We start from the raw sequence: 23,516 nt of genomic DNA on the forward strand, positions 1-23,516 counted from the left end.
TTTATTAAGCTTTTTTTATTGTAACAATTCTTATCGTAAAAATATGTAAAAAAAATTACATAAGATTTTTATCCTATGATAGAAAGACTAAAACTCCATAAACTTTTGCCTCATAAGTTTTTAAAATCCCTCTTTAGCCTAACCTCTAACCTCCGAAAATAAGCTATGGTAGAAGGGAGGAATTTTGGCTTGAATTGTAAAAATAAGTAACAAAAATCAACCATTGAGGAGGATTTATGCGTGCAGTGCTGATGGCTGGGGGATCGGGAACTCGGTTACGCCCATTGACCTGCGATTTACCTAAGCCTATGGTACCTATCTTAAATCGGCCTATCGCAGAACATATCATTAACTTACTCAGACGACATAATATTACGGAGATTATTGCCACTTTATACTATCTTCCCGATGTGATGCGAGATTATTTTCAAGATGGCAAAGATTTTGGCGTAGAAATGACCTATGCTGTAGAAGATGAGCAACCCTTAGGGACTGCGGGTTGCGTGAAAAATGTTGAGGATCTTTTACGCAATACTTTTTTAGTGATTAGCGGAGATAGTATTACCGATTTTGATCTACAAGCAGCGATCGCTTTTCATCGTCAAAAAAAATCTAAAGCGACGCTTGTGCTAACGCGAGTTCCTAACCCTGTAGAGTTTGGGGTTGTCATTACCGATAAAGAGCAAAAAATAGTCCGTTTCCTTGAAAAACCCTCCTCTAGCGAAATTTTCTCCGATACCGTCAATACAGGAACCTATATCTTAGAACCGGAAGTGCTGAAATACCTTCCTCCAAATGAAGAAAGCGACTTTTCTAAGGATTTATTTCCCCTTCTCTTGGCCAAAAATGAACCCATGTATGGCTACATTGCCGAAGGATATTGGTGTGATGTGGGTCATTTAGATGCCTATCGAGAAGCCCAATATGATGCCTTAGAAAAAAAAGTTAAGCTTGAGTTTGCTTATCGGGAAAAGTCTCCGGGGGTATGGTTGGGACAAAATACGTATATTGATCCCACTGCCAAAATTGAACCCCCGGCCCTCATTGGAGATAACTGTCGCATTGGTCCAGGGGTAATGATTGAACAGGGGTGTGTCATCGGTGATAACGTTACCATTGGAACCGCCTCAGACTTAAAACGCCCTATTATTTGGAATGGTGTTACGGTAGGGGATGAATCTTATCTCGCAGCTTGTGTCATCGCCAGAGGAACCCGAATTGATCGGCGATCGCAAGTTTTAGAAGGGGCGATTATTGGCCCGTTATCTATCCTCGGAGAAGAAGCACAAATAAGTTCTAATGTTCGAGTTTGGCCCAATAAGCGTATCGAATCAGGGGCTATCTTAAATATTAATTTAATTTGGGGAAGTACCGCTAATCGTAATCTCTTCGGTCAACGGGGAGTTACAGGACTGGCTAATATTGATATTACTCCAGAATTTGCGGTGAAGTTAGGGGCAGCCTACGGATCAACCCTAAAAGCAGGGGCGCAAGTAGTGGTATCACGGGATCAACGGGGTTTTTCTCGTATGATTAGCCGTTCTTTAATTTCTGGGTTGATGTCGGTGGGGATTAATATTCAAAACCTTGAAGCCACCGCTATTCCGATTTCTCGTACCATGACTCCCAAATTGGGCGTATCGGGTGGGGTTCATTTACGGGCCCATCCGGATCGCACCGATCACATTTTAATCGAATTTTTTGACGATCAAGGAATCAATATTACTAAGTCCCAAGAAAAGAAAATTGAAGGGGCCTATTTTAAAGAAGATTTACGACGAGTGGGTATTGCAGACATAGGAAATATGTCCTATCCAGCACAAGTTATCGACACTTATCGTGAAACCTTTGAAACTCAACTGGATCTTGACAGCATCAGTAACAGTGACCCAAAAATTGTCATTGACTACGTTTATGGGGTATCAGGGGCGATTTTACCACAACTATTAACTAAATTTGGTTGTGATGCCATTGTTCTCAATGCAAGTTTACGTCAAACTACAGTCACCACAGAGGAACGGGAGTCTTTACTACATCAACTTGGCCAAGTGGTTGAAGCGGTGAAAGCCAATTTAGGGGCCCAAGTTTCGGCTAATGGAGAACAGTTTATCTTAGTTGATGAATCTGGCCTATCCATACGGGGAGAATGGTTAACCGCTTTGATGGTGAATACGATTTTTACTGCTTATCCTCGCAGTACGGTGGTTGTCCCGGTAGAAGCGTCTAGCGCAGTTGAACAAATTGCCCGTCGTCACGATGGTAGAGTCATTCGCACTAAATCTAATCCTACTGCGTTGATGGAAGCAGCGCAAATGAATCCTAATGTCTCTCTAGGAGGAAGTGGGGACACCGGGTTTATCTTTCCACAGTTGCATCCGGGGTTTGATGCCATGTTTAGTTTAGCGAAACTATTGGAAATGTTGGCGACTCAAGAGCGATCGCTGGTACAAATTCAAGCAGAATTACCCCGTATTTGCCATAAATCCTACGTTTTACGCTGTCCCTGGAAGGTGAAAGGGGCTTTAATGCGTTATTTAGTTGAAATTCATAATCCTGAACAACTTGAATTAATTGATGGGGTGAAAATTATCAATCCTCAAAATGATAACTGGATCTTGATTTTACCCGATGCAGGGGAACCGTTTGTGCATATTGTCGCTAATAGTGATGATCGAGAATGGGTCGATGTTAATATTAGGGAATATCGTCACAAAGTACAATCTTTTATTGAACAACAACAAGGTGATTTAATTAGTATGTAGGTTTTAAAATAGGGCTAAAAATAGTTTCAAATCTTCTAAAATGGGATGATCAAAGTTCCATATATCTTGTTGTTTATCCATTATTATTTTAAAACCTTTTTCATTAAATCCATATTCTTTATTAGAAATATCATAATAAATATAATTATAAACCCAAAGTTTGTCAAAGTCATTATCACTAAGAATAATTTTTTTATTATCGTTAAGAGTATTAATAATACAAGTTTTCCAACTTTCTATACAATCAGCATAAATTGACTTTTTTGTTTTAATTTTTTTCAAAACAGTTGCTAATTCTCCTTTTCCGTTAACATTCATAAAATAACAAGCTGCTTGAATATCTTGTTGATCTATTTTTGTGATTTTTACTAATTGGTTTATATTTATTATTGTTTCAGCTTCACTAAAAACAGTTAACATAGCTTTATTAACTAAATCAAGTCTTTCTTGTTGTAATTTTTGATCCATATCGATAATAATACCAACTTTTTCTATAGGTTCTTTTTCTAATCGTTTTTTTACTCTTTTTAAACTATTAGTTAAAGATGCTTCACTTAATCCTCTGTATGTTTTTTCTGGAGTCTTATCATTTAAAGTGGTGTAACCTTTTTTATTATCAATATTAATATTATTACCCTTTCTTTCATTCATGTATTTAACAATTCTTTTAATAAACGTAGCGTCATTTTCAGCTTCGACAATGATCACATTACTCATATTATTCTCCTCTTATTTCCTCGCTACGTTTTAAGGCATAATCTAACATTTCTAATTCATGTTTTATCCCGATAATTTTATTAGTTCTGGGATTTCTTGCCATTTCAAAATATGCACCACTATCAGCATAATAGTTAAGTCCAACATCCCTAAATGCTTGAATCATTTCTAAACTATGAGTTGTCGCAAAAATTTGTACATCAAGTTCTTTTGACAGTTCAAATAATGCTCTCCAAAAGTCTCTATGATTTGTATAATGTATTCCGTTTTCTATTTCATCAATCAAGATTATACTACTTTTATTATTTAGTATCTTTACCATAATTTCAGTCACTCTATTAATAGCATCTCCAAAAGTTGAAATCGGTAGAAAGTTTTCATTTTCTCGTCTTAAATACAAAACTGGATCTCGAATACTAAATATTTTAATTTCCTCTATTTTTGGATCTATTTTTTGTAAGATATTTAACAAGTAATGCCCTCTATTTTCTAATTCTGCATGACTATATTCTTGAATTATTTCTTTTTGATTAAGTCTAAAAGAAGCTGATATATACTGTGTTATCCAATTAAAATGATATTGATTTATAAACCTTATAAATCCCGATTCACTTGTAATAGTTTCTAAAGCCCTATCCCTGTATTTTCCTACATATTTTATATCACATCCTCCTAGTTTTATCCCTTCATTAGTTGAATCTATATAAAATTTATATCGACTAAATTTTTCAGATATTAATTCAACTGTTAAACGGTATATTTGATTAGACTGTTCAAAAAATTTATTAGACATTAATGAATCTTTTAATAATTTAATAGTATTTGAGGGGTTAAAAAAAAATAAAGATACTGATATTATTAGGTTTTGTGGATTTGGAGAATTTTTATTAATTATAATTCTTATTGAATCTTTAGTTATGTTATTAAAAAATAAATTATTCCAAACTTTTTCAGGATAAGATTGAGAATAATATAAAGAATCATCTCTTATTTTTGTTAATAATAATATAATATCAGGTTGAGGAGATTGATTAAGAGCAATAGCTTCTAATAAAGCAGTTTTGCCTGAATTATTTTTACCACCAATTAAATTAACTCGTTCAAACCCTTCAATTTTCGTATGCTCAAAACATCTAAAATTTTCGATTTCAATATTTTTAATCATGGGTTTTTAACCTCCTTAATAATTTTAGATTAGGGATTTTCATCTAATAATTTTTCCAGCTTATTATAAACATCTTTACGACTACCTTCTTGTCTTAATTCTACTCCAATAACATAGACAGTTACCTCAGAATTAACAACTTGATATATAATACGATAGCGTTGACCAACTGCTCTAATACTTTGATATCCTTTTAATTTATTAGTTAATGGTTTTCCTTGTTTTTCTGGACTTACTTTTAGTTTATCAATACGTTTACTTAAAAGTTGTAAATGTCGTTTATCTTTGATTTCAGTTAGCATTTCTAAAGCCAAATCTGTCAATTTTATTTGATATTCTTGCGTTTCATTCATAATCCTAATTTTTCTTTTACAGATTCCCAAGAAATTGTTTTTCCTTCTTTTACTTGTGTCATACTTTCTTGTAATTTTTGACTGAATGCTTCATCTGAAAGAATACTTAAAGTTTCTATTAAAGATTCAAATTGTTCATAACTTATCGCTGTCATTATAGGTTTACCTTCTTTTGTAATAATAAGAGGTTCATCATTCAAGTCATTAGATAATTCTAATAATTTTTGTTGGACTTCGGTAATATTTATATATTTAGTCATTAGTTAGATGTTTTGATAAGAAATGTTGGCTCTTTTATTATATCTTATAGTCTAGAAGTTTTTAAACTATTCAGGTAAAAAGTCAAAAGACAAAATATCAGTTAATCGATAAGGACAAGTTTCAGGAAAAACTGATAAACCTGTTTCTCTTTCTGCACTTAATGTTGCTAAGGGATACACTTTATCAATAGCTGTCTCTAAACTAGGTTTTTAACTGGGATTTTCTGCAATTAATTTATCAAGTCACAAACGTTGTTCTTGAATCGTTAATTGCCAACTGCGAGAACGTAAATTAGGCTGAAATTGCCATTTTAGTAAGTACATAATTAACACCTGTAAACTACTTTCTAGCTGTCTTTTTTCTGACCTTCCCATTTCTTCAATTTCATCAGCTAAATTTTGCCAGTCAATGTTATTAATTTGTTTAGTTCTCAATAATTCTGCTTGTTCTTGTGTCCAAGCATAATAATCCTTATCTATATCAATATTATTCATTAACTTATATGCTTATCATGAAAAAGTAGGGTGGGCAACGCCCACCATCAACTTAAAACAAATTCACGTCAGTAACTGCCCCTAAACTACTAGAAGAAACTAACTTGGCATACTTACCTAATACCCCTCTTTTATAACGAGGTTCGGGAGCTTTCCAATTAGCCCGACGTTGGTTTAATTCTTCTTCAGAAACATTGACTTGAAGGAGTTTTTCTTTAGCATCAATGGTAATACTATCCCCTTCTTTTACTAAGCCAATAGTACCCCCTACGTAAGCTTCTGGGGCAACATGACCCACCACTAAACCATAGGTTCCCCCAGAAAACCGGCCATCGGTAATTAAGCCCACGGAATCACCTAAACCAGCCCCAATAATTGCAGAAGTTGGTGCTAACATTTCTCGCATTCCTGGGCCTCCTCTAGGACCTTCATAACGGACAATAATGACATCACCAGCGTTAATTTTTCCTGCTAAAATTGCCTCTAAACATTCCTCTTCCGACTCAAAAACTCGCGCCGGACCTGTTATTTTGGGATTCTTTACCCCACTAATTTTGGCAACTGCACCCTCAGAGGCTAAATTACCTTTTAAAATGGCTAAATGTCCCTCTTTATAAACAGGGTTATCCCAAGTCCGAATAACATCTTGATTCGCTGGAGGTTCATCCGGTACATCGGCTAAAATTTCTGCTATAGTTTGACCGGAAATCGTTAACGCATCCCCATGTAATAATCCATGATTTAATAATAGTTTCATCACTTGAGGAATGCCACCCGCTTCATGCAAATTAACCGTTACATAGCGTCCCGATGGTTTTAAATCACAGAGTACAGGAACCCGTTGACGAATGGTTTCAAAATCGTCTAAAGTTAGGTCAACACCGATGGTATTAGCGATCGCTAAAAGGTGTAATACAGCATTCGTAGAACCTCCCACCGCCATGATTACAGAAATGGCATTTTCAAAGGCTTTTCGGGTTAAAATGTGACTGGGTAAAATCTGGTTACGAATGGCATTAACTAAAGCAAAAGCTGACTTTTCTGTACTGTCTGCTTTTTCTGCATCTTCTGCTGCCATCGTAGAAGAATAAGGTAAACTCATTCCCATCACTTCAAACGCTGAAGACATGGTATTTGCGGTGAACATTCCCCCACAGGAACCGGCACCGGGGCAAGCATTACGTTCAATAGCCAATAATGTGCTATCATCTATCTTACCTGCACTATGTTGGCCGACCGCTTCAAAGGCACTGACTACTGTTAAATCTTCCCCGTTGTAATGGCCGGGTTTAATGGTTCCTCCATAGACAAAGATTGCAGGTATATTCATTCTTGCCATGGCTATCATTGCCCCTGGCATATTCTTGTCGCATCCACCAATAGCGATCACTCCATCCATGCTTTGACCATTACAAACGGTTTCGATAGAGTCGGCAATAACATCCCGTGAGACGAGGGAATATTTCATGCCTTCGGTTCCCATAGAAATGCCATCACTGATGGTAATGGTACCGAATATCTGAGGCATCCCACCAGCGGTTTTAATTCCTGCTTCAGCACGTTTAGCTAGGTCATTAATCCCCATGTTACAAGGGGTTATGGTACTGAAGCCATTAGCTACCCCAACAATAGGCTTATTAAAATCATCATCTCCGAAGCCCACAGCACGCAACATGGCACGGTTAGGGGTTCGTTGACTTCCCTCGGTAATGAGGCGACTTCTTGCATTCTCAGACATTATAGCGTTCTCCTTATGGCTCTGGCAATGTTTCTATTGTCGGTTGTTCTTAGCCTTATAAAGATGAAAAGATAACAAAAATTTTACAATTGATGGTATGTGGTTGAAACAAAAAACCTTACAGATGCTTAGTTATAATTAGTATAAAATAGTAAGTTACTTATTTTCTTTTTTTTAAAAAGTGATTAAATCTCAAGCTTTATTAACGGGTCAACTAAAAAAAAATTTAAACAAAATAAATAGTTATTTAAAATCTCTGTACGGAAAGGAATTAGAGACTGTTATTCTATTTGGTTCACAAGCTAGACAAGAAGCAGAAAAAGATTCAGATATTGATATTTTGATTGTGTTGAAAACAAAATTTAATTACTATGAAGAGATAAAAAAATAAGTCAATTGATAAGTGATTTATTTTTAGAGAATAATAAAGTGATTATTTGCTGTTTTGCTACACTTGAGCAATGGGAAAAAGAAAATAGTGCCTTTTATCGTAATATTAGAAAAAAGGGAATTAAATTATGAATGAAATTCAACAAAACTATTAAAAAACCTGAAAAAGTTTAATTGTTGCTAAACAGATTAACGAAACAGATACCCAGATTTTTCTGTTTCACGCGCTTACTATGCTATGTTTTTTTTGCTCTGCTTTTTAGAAGGTGATAACTATCTATAGCAAACATTCAGGGGTAATTGCCACATTTGGACAATATTTGCTAAACTGAAAGAGTACCTAAAATTTATCATCCTTATCTCATTGAAGCAGAAAAACTTCGTATTGGGGCTGATTATAATTTAGATATTCAGATTAGTTGCGAAGACGCAAATCAATTAATCTAACAAGCTGAAGATATGTTGAATTTTGCTATTAATTATCTTTAGTATTCCAAAAAAATAGTTAAAAATAGAATGTTAACCTATTTTTACAATCAATTCAGTAATTTTACGTAAGTTCAAAATTAAACAATAAATATAATGTAATTTTTCAGCGATTTTACTGTTTCTCATTCGGTAGATACTTAGAGATAATAAAAATAATAAGTTGTTTAAAGGTAGTTAATTCTACTTTTACTTGTTCCTAACCTTCATTCTTATTCAATTTTATCCTCTATATTGTGTTATTGAGGAAATAAAGCATTGCAATTTCATCCTAAATCCTGTCACAATGAAAGGGAAGTAGAGAGTAAGCTAATTGTTCAATATTTACTCCCAAAATTAGGTTATTCTCCTGAAAATTGGTATCAAGAAGTTATCTATCAAAATATTCGCTTAGATTTTTTGACCGTTGCTTCTAAAAAGATAAAAAATCTTTCTTCTTGTGTTGTCATCGAAGCAAAACACCCTCAAGAAAATTTAGATCATCATGTCCGTCGTTTAGGACATTACTTGATGAAAACCAAAAGTTTTTATGGGGTGTTAACCAATGGCAAAGAATTCCGAATTTACCAACGAGAAAAAGATAAGTTAAAGTTTATCTTTTATTGTCAAGGAGAAAACATTGCTAACAATATCGACAAAATTAATTCTTTGATTGGTAAAGAGAGTTTAAGTCAAAAATTCTCTACTTCTCCATCCCTTTCTGTTCCTAAAGTTTGTCAACCGTCTATTAAGGAGTTCAAAAAATTACCCATGAAAGTTATTGCTATTTATCATCATAAAGGTGGTGTCGGAAAAACTACCGTAGCGACTAATTTAGCTGCTGCTTTTAGTAACCAAGGAAAACGAGTTTTATTAATTGATATTGATGCTCAAGCAAACACCACTTTTGCCACTGGTTTAATTAAATTTCAATTTGATGATGATGATGATTTAAAAGATAAAAATGTTTTTCATTTACTTGAAAGTAAACATACACAAATACCTGATATTGTAAGAAAATCTGAAGGATTTAATCAGAAAGAAATTGATGTAATACCATCTCACATTACATTAATTTCAAAAAGACCTAAACTAGAAGCATCTTTACCTAGTCGTTCTCTATTAGTAAAACAATTAAAAGTAGTAGAAAATCAATATGACTTTGTGATTATTGATACCCCACCTTCTTTAGATTTATATGCACAAGCAGCATTAACTGCTGCTAATTATTTAATGGTTCCTTCTGACTTAAAACCATTTTCTAATCAAGGACTAACAAGTGTTAAAAATTTTGTCACAGAAGAAATTAATGAATATAGAGAAAGTTTAAGTCTATCTAAACTTAAAATTATAGGTGTTCTTCCTTCTAAAATTTCTACTCATCATCAATATCTTAAGCATACATTTCCTAGACAAAGAGAAGTAATTTCTGAAGGTTATGGTTTCCCTATTATGGATAACATGATTTCAGAAAGAACTGCTTTATCTCATTGTATTAATCAAACAATACAAGTAGGAGAGTTAGAAATACCTGCACCTAAATCAATCTTTCATTATGCAGATAGTGTTTCTTCTGCAAATACATCTGCTGCTGAATTTGAATCATTAGCTATTGAAGTTTTAGAAAAAATAGGAGATTAATTGTTATGAATTTTTTCTTAGTTGATATTGATACTATTGCTAACAATATTCCTTTATCCGAAGATAATGAAAGTTCTGTACAGAGATTAGCAGATGCTATTTTAGAGTCTGAATGTCTTATTAATCCTTTGGTAGTAAAAAGACTAGGAGTTGATTCTTATGAATTGGTCTATGGAGAAATAGAATATTATGCAGCAGTAAAAGCTAGTAAAATTGATCCCAGAAAAGGGGAAATGGTTGGTGTATTCATTCTAGAAAATGAAAAAGAAGATTCAATCAAAACTCAAGTCAATATCTTGAGAAAATCTTTATCAAATGGAGGTAAGAATCATCAAACAGTTTGTAAAGCGAGTGATAACTATAATAAGTTGAACTCAGTACAAAAAGACATTAATCAAATCCATGAAAAATTAGAATCTCTCATGGAATTAAACACAGCAAAAGGATTGAGAGATTTACTAGGAAAACAGATAAACAGTATAATTTCTGAATCTGAAAACAAAAGTAAAGAAGAAGCAATAAAATACCTGAGAACTTCTAAAGCTGAATTACTAGCTCAACAAAATAAAATTGATGCTCAAATTTTAGAATTAAGTAAGGTTAATTTAGCTGATACAAGTTATGAACAATTATCTACACTGATGAAACAAGCAGGAAGTAAAAGCAATCAAATTAAGGCGAGTTGGAAAGCTGTTGAATATTGGCGAAAATCTGATCAAGAATTAACTTGGGAGAATCTTAAAAAATCTACGGTTAAATCCAAAGAAAAAATCAAAGGTTTTGCTAATGCAAGCTATCAAGTATTAAAAAAAGTTGCTTATTTGTAACTCTTTAACCCTCGAATAAGTTGAATAAATAATAACAGGGACTTAATCCATTATGTCCCTAAATTTTGCTATATAATAAAAAGAAGTAGAGAGTTTTTAAACATGATGAGTTGCAAAAATAATGACCACAACCCCCAAACCTGAACCCACTTTAACCGATGTCATCCAAAAATTAGATAAACTCGCAGCAGATGTAGAACACTTATCCTCTGATGTAGAACACTTATCATCCGAAATGAAGCGGTTTGATGAACGTTTTTCTGACTATCGACAAGCAACACAGTGGGTTGTGCAACTTGCTTTTACTTTAATTGCCAGCGCAACCATTACCGTTATTATTACATCAGTTTTAAAATAGAGAATTTTCTATAGATAGCTATTGTTACGAAATATGACTAAATTTAAAGCTTGATTGCAATTCGACGTATTTTCTCACTCTTTAGGCCGAGAGAATGTTACGTTTGACCAACGTTAAAAATATTCTGTCAAGCGATCGAGTCAAATTTATGTATAAGAAAAACACCGATAAAGACTACGTCAGTGCTGCTTTAACTGCTGGTTTAGGTGCAGGTATCGTTACTTCCTTCGCAGTTGCTCAAGGCCAAAACCCGTTTCTTGCTCTAGGAATTACAGTATTAGCTGCGGTGTGTGGGGTAATTTGTCATCAGTTTGATTTAATTTAACCCTCACTGTATGATTTAAGAAATGACCGCAACACATTCAATCTCGACTAAAACATCCTTAGGAAGACGGGATACTTCTACACAAGCTCGAGCCGGTGCGGTCGCTTCAGGGAAATATTGAGCATAAACTTGGTTCATTGGGGCAAAATTTTCTAAATTGCTCAAGAAAACAGTTGTTTTCACCACACTTTGCCAATTTGCCTCGGCTGCTTTTAATATAGCTTCTATATTCTTCATGACTTGTTGGGTTTGTTGACTAATGTCATTGTCCCCAACCAGTTGCCCCGTTTTTGGGTCTAAGGGTATTTGTCCAGAAATAAATAATAATTGTCCTTGTGCTGCGATCGCTTGATTATAAGGACCTACAGGTGCAGGTGCGTTATCTGTAGAAATAACTCGAATATTACTCATTTTCTTTAATTTTAACGGGCTTGGAGGGACTCGAACCCCCGACCTTGTGGTCCGTAGCCACACGCTCTAATCCACTAAGCTACAAGCCCTTGTTTTTCTCAACGATTAATTATCGTAGCACAAGTTTCTACGACTTGGCAAGTAGCATAAAGCAACTTCTATTAATTTCCTTTCCAGACTACCAAAATAACACCACAAACAATAAAACCTAAGCCAAACGCGCGATGAATGGGGATGGTTTCTTTAAAGACGAAATAACCAATTAAAACAGAAAACACATAAATAATTGAAGCAGACGGGCCTGCAACGCTCAAATTAACACTGGTTAATAAGAGAATATAAGCGATCGCACCTAACCCATAGCAAGAGAGTCCGAGCATTAATTCTGGGGTCAACACAATATTTAAAATATGACTCACTGCGTTACCACTGTCCACTTTTCCTAACTTAGTGGCTCCCATTTTCAGGAATAATTGCCCCATAGCACTGGTTAGCACTGAAAACAACAATAAACAAAACTCTTGTAAATTCACAACCCTGTACTCCCTGAAGAACAGCTATAGTTTATTAAGATATAATAAGTCCCTTAAGAAAGTTATCACAATTTAGTCAACACTCGTTACTCCTTATCAATTATAAATTACTGACTTCATGGCACTTGCAAGAATTCGACAACTAGGCACCTATATCCGTCCCCATTGGCGCGTTGTTACTTATGGTATGGTAGCGTTGCTGGTAGTAAATGGGTTAGGGGTCTATATTCCCCTTTTAATTCGAGACAGTATTGATAATCTGAGACAAGCCTTTAGTTTCGAGGAAATATTACGGGCTGTTATTCTTATTTTTATTTTAGCTTCAATTTCTTGGGGAATTCGCATGGCATCTCGTCTCTTTATTTTTGGAGTGGGACGAGATGTGGAGTTTAGTTTAAAACAAGGTATCTTCGAGCATTTATTGACCCTAGAACCAGCTTATTTTTCAAGAAATACATCAGGAGACTTAATTAACCGTGCTACGAGCGATGTGGACAATATTCGTCGTTTGGTGGGGTTTGCTTTACTCAGTTTAGCGAATACTATTTTTGCCTACGGACTAACTCTCCCTGCCATGTTAGCCATTAATGTACGGTTAAGTGTATTAGCTGTGGCCGTTTATCCCTTAATGTTAATTACGGTACAAGTCTTTAGTCGAAAACTACAAAAACAACAGTTAGACGTACAAGAAAAACTCTCTGAGGTTAGCCAACTCATTCAAGAAGATATGAGTGGCATTGCTTTGATTAAAATTTATGCTCAAGAAGAGAACGAAAGACGAGCATTTGCTGATAAAAATGATCAGCTTCTCAGAGCAAATTTAAAACTCGCTCAAACCCGTAATTTATTATTTCCATTAATTGAAGCATTATCCTATATCAGCCTTTTATTACTGTTAGCCTTTGGTACATCAGCCATTAATCAAGGCATTATTAGTATTGGGGATTTTGTGGCATTATTGATATTAGTAGAAAGATTGGTTTTTCCGACTGCTTTGTTAGGGTTTACCATTACAGCCTATCAACGGGGAGAAGTGAGTGTTGATCGAGTACAAGCTATCTTTCAAACAGAGCCTAAAATTCAAAATTCAGACGATAGTCTTGTCTTACCGATAGATTTAATTGAAGGAAAAATTACTGCTCAAAATTTAACCTATACTTATCCAGGAGAGCAAAAACCTGCTATTCAAGATATTAACTTTATCATTAAACCAGGAGAAATTATTGCCGTTGTCGGTCCTATTGGCTCAGGAAAAACAACCCTAGCTAATAGTTTGCCCCGTCTATTAGATATTGATAAAGGAAAACTTTTTTTGGATGGTCATGATATTACAAAATTAGACCTAAAAACCCTACGACAAGCCATTGCTTATGTGCCTCAAGACAGCTTTTTGTTTAGCACCACTATTTTGAATAATGTTCGCTATGGTGATCCTCTAACAGAAGCTTTTGAAGTAGAAAACGCAGCTAAACAAGCACAAATTCATGAAGAAATTTTCAACTTTCCTCAACAGTATAAAACCATTGTCGGTGAGAGAGGCATTACCTTATCAGGAGGACAACGTCAACGCAGTGCATTAGCCAGAGCTTTGTTGATGAATTCTCCTGTATTAATATTAGATGATTCTCTTTCTAGTGTGGATAATAAAACAGCTACTAATATTCTAAATCGGCTTTCTCAAAACAGACAAAGAACTATCATTTTTATTTCTCATCAACTGTCTGCTGCTGCACAAACTGATCGCATTTTTGTTATGGATCATGGGAGAATTTTACAAATAGGAACCCATCAAAGTTTAGTTAATCAACCGGGTCTTTATCAACAACTATGGAAACAGCACCAACTAGCAGAAACCGTTAGTTAAGACAAGACAGTTTAATAATTCTTGACGTTCAGTGTTAAATTGCTCCCTAATTTGGGGAACCTTAACAGGAGATAGGTAAATCCTATGATTTTTTTATGTCAGTTGAGGACTTTAACTTAATATGAACAGTCGCCAAGAAGAATTTTCTGTTACTTTTGTCAACCCTAAAAATCAAACCCAAAGAACCATTAAAGTTGCATCTGATCAGATCATTCTAGATCAAGCTAAACAAGATGGAATTGATCTTCCTGCTTGTTGTTGTGCTGCAGCTTGTACGGTTTGTGCTGGAAAATTGCTTGAGGGAACGGTTGAACAAACCGCTCAAGCGATTCAATTTTTAGGGTATCCTTTAGTTGATGCTGGTTATGTTCTTACTTGTGCTGCTTCTCCTACGTCTGATTGTACAATTTTGACTTATCAAGAAGAAGAAATATTCTAAATTTTGTCAAATAATTAAGAGGTGGAATTTTTCCACCTCATTGATTAAACGGTTTGATAGGTTATGAACAGTTGCTTTACCCATTCCGCACAGGACATCCACTTATACGGTTGAGTGGGTATTTGACACACTGATATCCCTTCTTGTTCTTTATCGCTGGGAACTAACATAGAATCTGATGAGCGAATCATTAGTTCCCCTTCTTGTAGTGCTTGACGCAACTGACGGCCGGTTTTCCAAGCACGAACTTTACTGACACTCCAGCGAGGATTAATCGGATAACCCACAAATCCTGATCTTAAGGCCGCATGGTTGTCTAAAGGGATAGTAGTACGCAGTAATATGTCTTGGGTTAAGTCCACCACTATGGGGTTGGAATTTTTTTCTTTTCCTTTCATATACCTCACCCCCTATTGTATTAGGTACTACAATTCCATAGATTTTTTTCATCTTATTACAAAATATTAATTTTGCCTACATTTCTCTATTAAATTTTTATATCCTGGAAGAATTATTATTCTCCAAAACGATAGCCTTTTCCGTACACTGTATGGATTAAGGGACTTTCTTCTTCTATTTTGCGCCTTAGTAAACGAATTAAAGCAGCTAAGACGTTACTATTTGGTTTTTCGGGTTCTTCCCACAAAAACTGATAAATTTGCTTATGGGTCAACAATTGGTGGGGATGCTGCATGAAATAGGTCAGCAACTTCACTTCTTTGTCCGATAGGCTAACCATTCTTCCTTGACGATAAGCCACTTGGTTCTCTGGATCTAACTCTAAATCTCCTATTTTTAACCGACCTGTCCCAGTCCCTTCTAAACTAGGAAAACGTCGTAACAACGCTCTAACTCGAGCCATTAATTCCCTTAACTCAAAAGGTTTAACTAAATAGTCATCTGCACCAGCATCCAAACCCATTACTCGGTCATCTAGGGTGTCCTTAGCGGTGAGGAACAAGACCGGAGTGTTTTGACCTTGCGATCGCAATTCTTGGCAGATAGACAGTCCTGGTTTACCAGGTAACATCCAATCTAAGATTAACAAATCATAATTATTTTGTAAAGCTAATTCATAACCTTTTTGACCATTATCGGCCACATCTACGTCATAACCTTCGTGGGACAACACATGATAAAGGGGTTCGGTTAATTCCGCTTCGTCATCAACAAGAAGTATTTTCATTGATTATTAGGATAGGAAATGTCTTGATTTTGATTTTCTTTCTATATCATAATATTATGACCTTTAAATGGATTTCTAAAAGCTTTTACAATAACATTGTCCAACCTCTAAAAAAGTTAAATTATTATTAATAATCAATTTATTATTCTATTAAATAAATCTAAAGAAAACACAGCCAAACTCAATGAATAATCTATGATGGGGGCGAAGCTATATCAACAAAAAAAGTAAACCAATTGTCAAGAAAGCGTAACTGAATCAATCTGATTACGTTGCAAAATAGTATATGCTGGCCTAAGTAGCACGACACATAAAAGGGAAGGAAATCCATAAAAGTTAAAGCCACAGATGAAGTGATTTTTATTTTGTTTCCTTGTACTTTTCGTTTTGCTTATGGTGACATAGTTGCTATTGAAATCTATAGAAAAGTTTGCATAGCCCACTCAGGATTAATTTATGAGTAGATTAAGTTCCAAAGTCAAAGACCCTAACGCCAAAAGCTCCAACATTCAAATCGAAGATGATCGCACAGGAATGAGCAAAGAAACCCTAAAACGGGCATTTCTGGATCATCTTTTTTATATTCAAGGGGTTGATCGTTCTAAAGCATCCCTAAGAGATTATTATGTTGCTTTATCCTATACCATTCGCGATCGCCTATTACATCGCTTCTTAAAAACCATCGAGACTTACAAAAAAGAAGAAGTTAAAATCGTCTCTTATTTCTCAGCTGAATTTCTCATGGGTCGTCAGTTAGGGAATAACATGGTGAATTTGGGATTATACAACACCATGAAAGAGATCATCGAAGAGATGAACTTAGACATGGATGATATTATCGAACAAGAACCCGATCCAGGACTAGGAAACGGAGGATTAGGTCGTTTAGCAGCTTGTTTCCTGGACTCCTTAGCCTCTTTAGCTATGCCAGCCATTGGTTACGGTATTCGCTATGAGTTTGGTATTTTCCATCAAACCATCCAAGACGGTTGGCAAGTCGAGATTCCTGATAATTGGTTACGGTTTGAAAACCCTTGGGAAATAGAACGTCCCAACGAAGCAGTAGAAATCAAATTGGGGGGACATACCGAGAAAACCCATGATGATAACGGTAATCTCAAAAGCTTCTGGGTGGCTGACCGTACTATCTTAGCTGTTCCCTACGATACGCCGGTTCCTGGCTATAAAACCAACACCGTTAACCCTTTAAGACTCTGGAAAGCAGAAGCCAGTGAGTCCTTTAACTTTGAAGCCTTCAACGCCGGTCACTATGATCGCGCTGTAGAAGAAAAAATGGGAGCAGAAACCATCTCTAAAGTGTTATATCCCAACGATAACACCCCAGCAGGGCGGAAATTACGCTTAGAACAACAATATTTCTTTGTTTCTGCGTCTCTACAAGACCTGATTCGTATTCACCTGAGTAATCACGATAACTTAGATCAGTTTCCTGAAAAAGTTGCAGTACAACTCAACGACACTCACCCGGCTGTAGCAGTAGCTGAGTTAATGCGCCTTTTAGTGGATAAACACGATTATAACTGGGATAAAGCCTGGGACATTACCACTAAAACCCTAGCTTATACCAACCATACCTTAATGCCAGAAGCGCTAGAACGCTGGCCTGTAACTATTTTTGGTGAATTACTGCCTAGACATCTAGAAATCATCTACGAACTCAATTATCGCTTCTTAGAGAATGTTCGCACTTGGTTCCCCAATGATGACGAATTAGTCAGCAATATTTCCTTAATCGAAGAAAGATCCGAAAAATTAATTCGGATGGCCAACTTAGCTTGTTTAGGTTCCCACGCCATTAATGGAGTAGCAGCCTTACACACCGAGTTACTCAAACAAGACACCCTCAAATACTTTGCCAGACTGTGGCCAGAGAAATTTTACAATAAGACCAATGGTGTGACTCCCCGTCGCTGGATTTTATTAAGTAACCCCAGACTATCCTCATTAATCACCGAAAAAATCGGAGATGGTTGGTTAAAAAACCTAGACGAAATGCGTAAACTGGAGCAATTTGTTGATGATGCTGAGTTTCGTAAGCAATGGTTAGAAATTAAGCAAGCCAATAAACGGGATTTAGCTGATTATTTACTCAAATATCGCAACATTGAAATTGACCCCAACACCATGTTTGATGTACAGGTCAAGCGTATTCATGAATACAAACGTCAGCATTTAATGGTTCTCGAAATCATTACCCTGTACAACCGCATGAAACACCAACCCGATGGGGATTATGTTCCTCGTACCTTCCTATTCGGTGGGAAAGCAGCTCCCGGCTACTTCATGGCTAAATTAGTCATTAAGTTAGTTAACGCTGTGGCTGAGGTAGTTAACAATGATCCCGATGTTCGCGGACGCTTAAAAGTAGTCTTTATGCCTAACTTTAATGTCTCTTTAGGTCAACGGGTGTATCCTGCTGCTGATCTCTCTGAACAGATTTCAACTGCAGGTAAAGAAGCCTCCGGAACGGGTAATATGAAGTTTGCTATGAATGGGGCATTAACCATCGGTACCTTAGACGGGGCTAATATTGAGATCCGCGAAGAAGCTGGTGCAGAAAACTTCTTCTTATTCGGTTTAACGGCACAAGAAGTTTATGATCGCAAAGCACAGGGTTATTCTCCTAGTGACTACTACCACAACAACGGTAACTTAAAAGGTGTTATTGATCGCATTTCTAGCGGTTACTTTAGTCATGGCAACTGCGAGTTATTCCAACCCATTGTGGATCAATTAATGAATGATGATCCTTATATGTTGATGGCTGACTATCAAGCTTATGTTGACTGCCAAGATGCCGTGAGTCAAGCCTATCGGGATCAAGATAACTGGACCAGAATGGCTATTCTCAATTCTGCGAGAATGGGTAAATTCTCTTCTGATCGTACGATTGCTGAATATTGCGAACAAATCTGGAATGTTGAGCCTGTAGATATTAAGATTGAGGAATATAATCCTAACGCCTCTATCAACTAATATTAAGAATAGGGTTTGAAATTTAGATTTCAAACCTTATCTTCAACTATTAAAAAAAGAAGGGTTCATATCCCTTGAAAAACTTTGTTTACTTGAAAAATGTTTAAAATAATCTTCTCTTCTTCCCTTACTCGCCCGTTCCCTTTCAGCCCAAACAAGTAAGTTTTTGATCTACTGAGTCTCCGAGTTTTAAAAATCAAATAATTAAATAAAATAACTATAATTTAAAATTATATTTTATAAATATTCTAAGATAAATGAGATCGCAAACTATTTTCAGCATTGTTACCTTATGGGAAAAGAAGCATTAATTGAACTCAGAGGGGTTTCTAAATCCTTTGGAAATCAGATTATTTTAGATGAAATTGATCTCACCGTTTATCGAGGAGAAGCTTTAGTTATCATTGGACCATCAGGTACAGGAAAATCTACCATTTTGCGACTAATCGCTGGATTATTACCCCTCGATACTGGAGAAATCTACATAAAAGGAAAACGACGCAAAGGCATCATCGAAGACGGCCATCAACCTATGCGTATTGCCTTCGTGTTCCAACAAGCAGCCCTATTCGACTCCCTTACCGTCGACGGCAATGTGGGCTTTTTCCTCTACGAACATTCTAAATTGCCTCGTCCTCGCATTCGGGAATTAGTCGAAGCAAAACTCGCTATGGTGGGTTTACAGGGAATGAGCGATCGCTACCCCTCCCAATTATCAGGAGGGATGAGAAAACGGGTCAGTTTTGCTCGGGCCCTCATTGCCAACCCAGATGATCCTCTAGATGACCCTGAAATTGTCCTCTACGATGAACCCACCGCCGGCCTTGACCCCATTTCTTCCACCGTTATAGAAGACCTAGTAAGAAGCTTACAAAAAGCGCCAGGAGGCTGTGATACTTACGTTATGGTATCTCACCAAGATAGTACCATTCGGCGCACCGCCGATCGCGTTATTTTCCTTTATGGGGGCAAAATTCAATGGGAAGGAAAGGTTCATGAGATTGATCGAACGACTAACCCAATTGTCAGACAATTCTTTAATGCCAGTGTTAAAGGCCCTATTCGAGTCATTGATTAACCATAATTGATCGCTCCCAACTTCAGTTGATTAAGTTATGGTAAGAGGGGAGTTAATTGATTTAATCCCTAACAGAGACAGTGTGAGGCAAGACTATGTTACGAATGCGAACCCTTCAAGAAGGCTCAGTGGGACTCTTTGCCCTCTTTGGTTTAATTATATTTGGGGGCTTAGTGGTTTGGCTACGAGGGGGTATTATTGGCCAAAAAACCTATCAATTTTTTGCTGAGTTTAAAGATGTCAGTGGTTTACAAATTGGGGCTCCGGTTCGTTATCGAGGGGTTGCAGTGGGTAAAATTTTAGGACTACAACCCAGTAGTAACGGTGTAACCGTTGCTGTAGAAATTTCTTCTGCTCAACTACGCATTCCCAAGGGTTCGGAAGTCCAGATTAATCGTTATGGTCTCATCGGAGAAGCGTCAGTAGATATTACCCCCTCAAGGGAGTTATCTGAGGATGCGTTAAGTATTGATCCTACCAGTGAAGATTGTGAACAAGCAGGGAAAATTCTTTGTAATAACGATCAAGTGATGGGACAAACAGGATCACAGTTAGTTGAAGCCTTAACCCGTTTGAGTAATGCTTATAGCGATCCTGAGTTTGTTGGTAATATGAACGCAGCACTGCAAAATGTGGCTAAAGCAGGGGGCAAAGTAGCAACTTTGTCTGAAGAGGTCACTAAATTATCAAAGGCGACACGGGGAGAAATTGGAGGGGTTAGTGATGTTCTTCGGAGTGCTGATCAAGCAGCCCAAGATGCGTCTCAATTAATGCGTAACGTCAATACAGTAGTAGCAGAAAATCGCACCGACCTTAATCGAACTGTAAGCAGTGCTGCTAATTTAATTAGTAATTTAGATGGGTTAGTCTCAGAAAATAGAGGCAACATTGTTAATACCTTAGACAGTATTCAAAGAACCAGCGATCAAGTCCGCTTCTTAGCGTTGAACTTTAACACGACAGTGGATCGACTGAATGAAGGGATCGATGAAATTGATATGGCAAAATTAGCCAACGATCTCGAAACCTTGATGACTAATGCAGCCCAAACATCAGAAAATTTACAAAATTTATCCCAATCTCTCAACGATCCTGAAGTGCTACTGACCATTCAAAAAACCTTAGATTCTGCTCGTGTGACCTTTGAAAATACTCAAAAAATAACTTCTGATGTAGAAGAATTAACCGGCGATCCTACCTTTAGAAATAATATTCGTAAGTTGATCGATGGATTGAGTAATTTAGTGGCTTATACTGAACAATTAGAACAACAGGTTTATGTCGGACAAGTGATTGAATCAGTGAGCGATCGGGTTGAATATAGCTTATTGCCAAACCATACCTTAAAGTCATTTTCTCCTGACGAGAAAGCAGGTGCTAGATTACCAAAACGTCTTTCAAATATTAAGAAACCTATCTCTAAAACAGAGACGAATATAACTCCGACTTCAGTGAAAAACCAAGGGGAGTAAGAAGAGTAAAAAATTACTTGATTACTTGAAATGTGAACTCCGTTAGGAAAAAAAATGTTATTACTCACGAACAAAATTGTGACTGAAATCATAACTTTGCCATTAGAAGATGTATAGTAACTAATCGGGGAGACAAGTTTGTCAAAAGGCTTGTTTAAAGGTATTTCCAGAGGTTGAGCTACCCTAAACAATTATCAGGCACTTTCCGCTTATTGAGAATGGACGATCATGAGAATGATTTGCTAGGCATTGACTTTTTAGTCAACTTTTGAATGCAGTGGTTTACAACAAAAGATAAATATTGGTAAGTTGGGAATAGTTATCTCTAAAAAAAATTAGGTGAAGATTTCTTATTTAGGGTTTGCTGAATATGAGTGTAACCCTTGTTATCAAAAGGTTACACTCATATTCGATGACAAAAAAAGATCAGCTAGTGCAGCTAAAAACCGCTAAAATTGGTAGGGATACCTTGCAGTTGTTAGTCAAGAACAAATGTATCGAAAAGAGGAGCAGCCTTCACCCGCCCCAGAAAATTTTGAATTGCCCTTCGAGGGAAAATTATCCCCAAGTAATCGTTGGGTAATCATGGCAGAACTAATACCTTGGGATGATTTTGAAGAAGAATATGCTAAACTTTTTTCAGCAGAAAAAGGTGCGCCAGCTAAACCATTTAGAATGGCATTAGGGATATTAATTATTAAGGAAAAGTTAGGAACAAGTGATAGAGAAACAATAGAACAGATTAGAGAAAATCCTTATCTACAATACTTTATAGGTTTAAATTGTTATCAACAAGAGCCACCAGTGGAAGCTTCAATGCTAGTTCATTTTAGGAAAAGGATTGATGTAGATTTGGTGAATAAAATAAATAAAGAAATAGTGAAAAAAGAGAAAGAAAAGCTTGATAAAGAAATAAAAAAAAAGGATTTACCCCAAGAAAAAGGAAAAAAACTAAAAAATCGAGGTAAACTAATACTAGATGCAACTTGTGCGCCGGCCGATATAAAATATCCGACAGATTTAGGAATATTAAATCAAGCTAGAATTGAGACAGAAAGAATAATAGACAATCTTTATAAAGCTTTAAGAGGAAAACTGAGGAAAAAACCGAGAATTTCTAGACACATTGCCAGAAAAGAATATTTAAAGGTAGCTAAAAAAGGAAAAGTTTCTTATCAAGAAAGGAGAAAAGCTATAGAAAAACAGTTGAAATACGTTAAGAACAATCTAGGACATATAGAAGACTTGAATCAAGCTGGGGCTTCCCTCAAAAATCTGAGTAAAAGACAGCAAAATCTTCTAGAAACTATCAAAAAAGTTTATAAACAACAACGAGTAATGTGGGAGAATAAAACCCAGAGTGTTCCCCAAAGAATTGTAAGTTTAACTCAACCCCATATTCGTCCTATAGTCAGAGGAAAAGCAGGAAAACCAATAGAGTTTGGAGCTAAGCTCTCGGTTAGCTGTGTGGATAATTATGTATTTTTAGACCGAATAAGTTGGGAAAACTTAAATGAATCTTGTCATTTAAAAGAACAAGTAGAAAAGTATAGAGAAATGTTTGGCTATTATCCCGAATCTGTTCATGTTGATAAAATTTATAGAACTAGAGAAAATAGAAATTGGTGTAAAGAGAGAGGAATAAGAATTAGTGGTCCGAAGTTAGGAAGACCTCCGAAAAATGTCAGTGAAGAAGAGAAGAAACAAGCTCGCTCAGACGAAAGTTTCCGAAATGCTATTGAGGGAAAATTTGGACAAGCTAAATCTTCGTTTAGCTTGAATCTCGTCATGACTAAACTCCCTGAAACCTCAGAAACTTCTATTGCCATTACCTTTCTAGTTGTCAATCTTTCCAGACTGCTTCGGCAGTTTTTGTCGCTTTATTTGTGGTTATTCATTAATATTAAAACTGATGAACTATTCAACCACAATTATATTAATGAAAATTATATTTATAGCAAATTTATAGAAAGAAAAATTATTAATTGGCAGGGAAATTATCGGCTTTTGGCCGCATAAATTTTGGAGAAACTTTTTCAG

Annotated in this window: 21 protein-coding genes, 1 tRNA gene and 1 pseudogene; 12 read left to right on the plus strand and 11 right to left on the minus strand. The window is 36.1% G+C overall.

Annotated elements, in window-relative coordinates; all coding sequences use genetic code 11:
• Positions 1-236 precede the first annotated feature (236 nt).
• Positions 237-2,762 (plus strand): mannose-1-phosphate guanyltransferase, encoded by a 2,526-nt coding sequence (locus CY0110_RS05605; protein WP_008274349.1) that lies wholly within the window; start codon positions 237-239, stop codon positions 2,760-2,762.
• A 3-nt stretch (positions 2,763-2,765) separates the two neighbouring features.
• Here CY0110_RS05605 and CY0110_RS05610 read toward each other — a convergent pair whose 3' ends face one another.
• From CY0110_RS05610 to ilvD, 6 genes and pseudogenes are all read right to left on the minus strand, one after another.
• On the minus strand, positions 2,766-3,479 hold the full coding sequence (locus CY0110_RS05610) for a DUF3226 domain-containing protein (protein WP_008274350.1): 714 nt from the start codon (positions 3,477-3,479) through the stop codon (positions 2,766-2,768).
• A 1-nt stretch (position 3,480) separates the two neighbouring features.
• Complete coding sequence (locus tag CY0110_RS05615) at positions 3,481-4,644, minus strand: AAA family ATPase (protein WP_008274351.1); 1,164 nt, start codon at positions 4,642-4,644, stop codon at positions 3,481-3,483.
• Between the two features lie 29 nt (positions 4,645-4,673).
• The gene (locus tag CY0110_RS05620) at positions 4,674-4,997 is read right to left on the minus strand and encodes a type II toxin-antitoxin system RelE family toxin (RefSeq protein WP_008274353.1); all 324 of its coding nucleotides are present in this window, start codon (positions 4,995-4,997) and stop codon (positions 4,674-4,676) included.
• Positions 4,994-5,257 carry a type II toxin-antitoxin system Phd/YefM family antitoxin gene (locus CY0110_RS05625; protein ID WP_008274354.1) on the minus strand — a complete coding sequence of 88 codons (264 nt, stop codon included), beginning with the start codon at positions 5,255-5,257 and terminating at the stop codon, positions 4,994-4,996. The genes CY0110_RS05620 and CY0110_RS05625 overlap by 4 nt, the downstream gene beginning before the upstream one ends.
• Positions 5,258-5,323: 66 nt before the next feature.
• Positions 5,324-5,752, minus strand: a pseudogene (locus CY0110_RS30770) (DUF29 domain-containing protein).
• 52 nt (positions 5,753-5,804) lie between these two features.
• A complete protein-coding gene (ilvD, locus tag CY0110_RS05635; protein WP_008274357.1) occupies positions 5,805-7,490 on the minus strand; it encodes a dihydroxy-acid dehydratase in 1,686 nt (561 codons plus the stop codon).
• Between the two features lie 181 nt (positions 7,491-7,671).
• Here ilvD and CY0110_RS30775 point away from each other — a divergent pair, with 181 nt between their 5' ends.
• The 5 genes from CY0110_RS30775 (at position 7,672) to CY0110_RS05660 (ending at position 11,496) form a co-directional block, all read left to right on the plus strand.
• Complete coding sequence (locus CY0110_RS30775) at positions 7,672-7,881, plus strand: nucleotidyltransferase domain-containing protein (protein ID WP_008274358.1); 210 nt, start codon at positions 7,672-7,674, stop codon at positions 7,879-7,881.
• A 743-nt stretch (positions 7,882-8,624) separates the two neighbouring features.
• Complete coding sequence (locus CY0110_RS05645) at positions 8,625-9,986, plus strand: AAA family ATPase (RefSeq protein WP_008274359.1); 1,362 nt, start codon at positions 8,625-8,627, stop codon at positions 9,984-9,986.
• Positions 9,987-9,991: 5 nt separating this feature from the next.
• Positions 9,992-10,813: a ParB N-terminal domain-containing protein gene (locus CY0110_RS05650; protein WP_008274360.1), complete on the plus strand. Its 822-nt coding sequence runs from the start codon at positions 9,992-9,994 to the stop codon at positions 10,811-10,813.
• Between the two features lie 121 nt (positions 10,814-10,934).
• Positions 10,935-11,171, plus strand: coding sequence for a hypothetical protein (locus CY0110_RS05655; protein ID WP_008274361.1), 237 nt, complete (start codon positions 10,935-10,937; stop codon positions 11,169-11,171).
• A 94-nt stretch (positions 11,172-11,265) separates the two neighbouring features.
• A complete protein-coding gene (locus CY0110_RS05660) occupies positions 11,266-11,496 on the plus strand; it encodes a hypothetical protein (RefSeq protein ID WP_008274362.1) in 231 nt (76 codons plus the stop codon).
• A 15-nt stretch (positions 11,497-11,511) separates the two neighbouring features.
• On the opposite strand, the gene CY0110_RS05665 is transcribed toward CY0110_RS05660, so the two are convergent.
• The 3 genes from CY0110_RS05665 to CY0110_RS05675 all read right to left on the minus strand — a co-directional run bounded on the left by CY0110_RS05665 (position 11,512) and on the right by CY0110_RS05675 (position 12,440).
• Complete coding sequence (locus CY0110_RS05665) at positions 11,512-11,907, minus strand: RidA family protein (RefSeq protein WP_008274363.1); 396 nt, start codon at positions 11,905-11,907, stop codon at positions 11,512-11,514.
• A 15-nt stretch (positions 11,908-11,922) separates the two neighbouring features.
• Positions 11,923-11,996, minus strand: a tRNA-Arg gene (locus tag CY0110_RS05670).
• Positions 11,997-12,068: 72 nt separating this feature from the next.
• Positions 12,069-12,440: an EamA family transporter gene (locus tag CY0110_RS05675; RefSeq protein WP_008274364.1), complete on the minus strand. Its 372-nt coding sequence runs from the start codon at positions 12,438-12,440 to the stop codon at positions 12,069-12,071.
• Positions 12,441-12,558: 118 nt separating this feature from the next.
• Between CY0110_RS05675 and CY0110_RS05680 the strand changes: the two genes are divergently transcribed.
• Both CY0110_RS05680 and CY0110_RS05685 read left to right on the plus strand, forming a co-directional pair.
• The gene (locus tag CY0110_RS05680; RefSeq protein ID WP_008274365.1) at positions 12,559-14,304 is read left to right on the plus strand and encodes an ABC transporter ATP-binding protein; all 1,746 of its coding nucleotides are present in this window, start codon (positions 12,559-12,561) and stop codon (positions 14,302-14,304) included.
• Between the two features lie 121 nt (positions 14,305-14,425).
• Entirely contained in the window at positions 14,426-14,743 is a 318-nt protein-coding gene (locus CY0110_RS05685) for a 2Fe-2S iron-sulfur cluster-binding protein (protein ID WP_008274366.1), read from the plus strand.
• A gap of 44 nt (positions 14,744-14,787) precedes the next feature.
• Here the strand turns inward: CY0110_RS05685 and CY0110_RS05690 are convergent, their stop codons facing one another.
• Together CY0110_RS05690 and rppA are read right to left on the minus strand one after the other, a co-directional pair.
• Positions 14,788-15,141 carry a hypothetical protein gene (locus CY0110_RS05690; protein WP_008274367.1) on the minus strand — a complete coding sequence of 118 codons (354 nt, stop codon included), beginning with the start codon at positions 15,139-15,141 and terminating at the stop codon, positions 14,788-14,790.
• 116 nt (positions 15,142-15,257) lie between these two features.
• The gene (gene rppA, locus CY0110_RS05695; RefSeq protein ID WP_008274368.1) at positions 15,258-15,929 is read right to left on the minus strand and encodes a two-component system response regulator RppA; all 672 of its coding nucleotides are present in this window, start codon (positions 15,927-15,929) and stop codon (positions 15,258-15,260) included.
• Positions 15,930-16,385: 456 nt separating this feature from the next.
• On the opposite strand from rppA, the gene CY0110_RS05700 reads away from it, so the two are divergent.
• The 4 genes from CY0110_RS05700 to CY0110_RS05715 all read left to right on the plus strand — a co-directional run bounded on the left by CY0110_RS05700 (position 16,386) and on the right by CY0110_RS05715 (position 23,495).
• On the plus strand, positions 16,386-18,926 hold the full coding sequence (locus CY0110_RS05700) for a glycogen/starch/alpha-glucan phosphorylase (RefSeq protein ID WP_008274369.1): 2,541 nt from the start codon (positions 16,386-16,388) through the stop codon (positions 18,924-18,926).
• A gap of 292 nt (positions 18,927-19,218) precedes the next feature.
• Positions 19,219-20,004, plus strand: a complete 786-nt coding sequence (locus CY0110_RS05705; RefSeq protein ID WP_008274370.1) for an ABC transporter ATP-binding protein — start codon at positions 19,219-19,221, stop codon at positions 20,002-20,004.
• Positions 20,005-20,099: 95 nt separating this feature from the next.
• Entirely contained in the window at positions 20,100-21,476 is a 1,377-nt protein-coding gene (locus tag CY0110_RS05710; RefSeq protein ID WP_008274371.1) for an MlaD family protein, read from the plus strand.
• A gap of 492 nt (positions 21,477-21,968) precedes the next feature.
• The gene (locus tag CY0110_RS05715; RefSeq protein WP_008273831.1) at positions 21,969-23,495 is read left to right on the plus strand and encodes an IS5-like element ISCysp16 family transposase; all 1,527 of its coding nucleotides are present in this window, start codon (positions 21,969-21,971) and stop codon (positions 23,493-23,495) included.
• Positions 23,496-23,516: the final 21 nt, after the last annotated feature.

Source organism: Crocosphaera chwakensis CCY0110, assembly GCF_000169335.1.
Taxonomy (GTDB): Bacteria; Cyanobacteriota; Cyanobacteriia; order Cyanobacteriales; family Microcystaceae; genus Crocosphaera; species Crocosphaera chwakensis.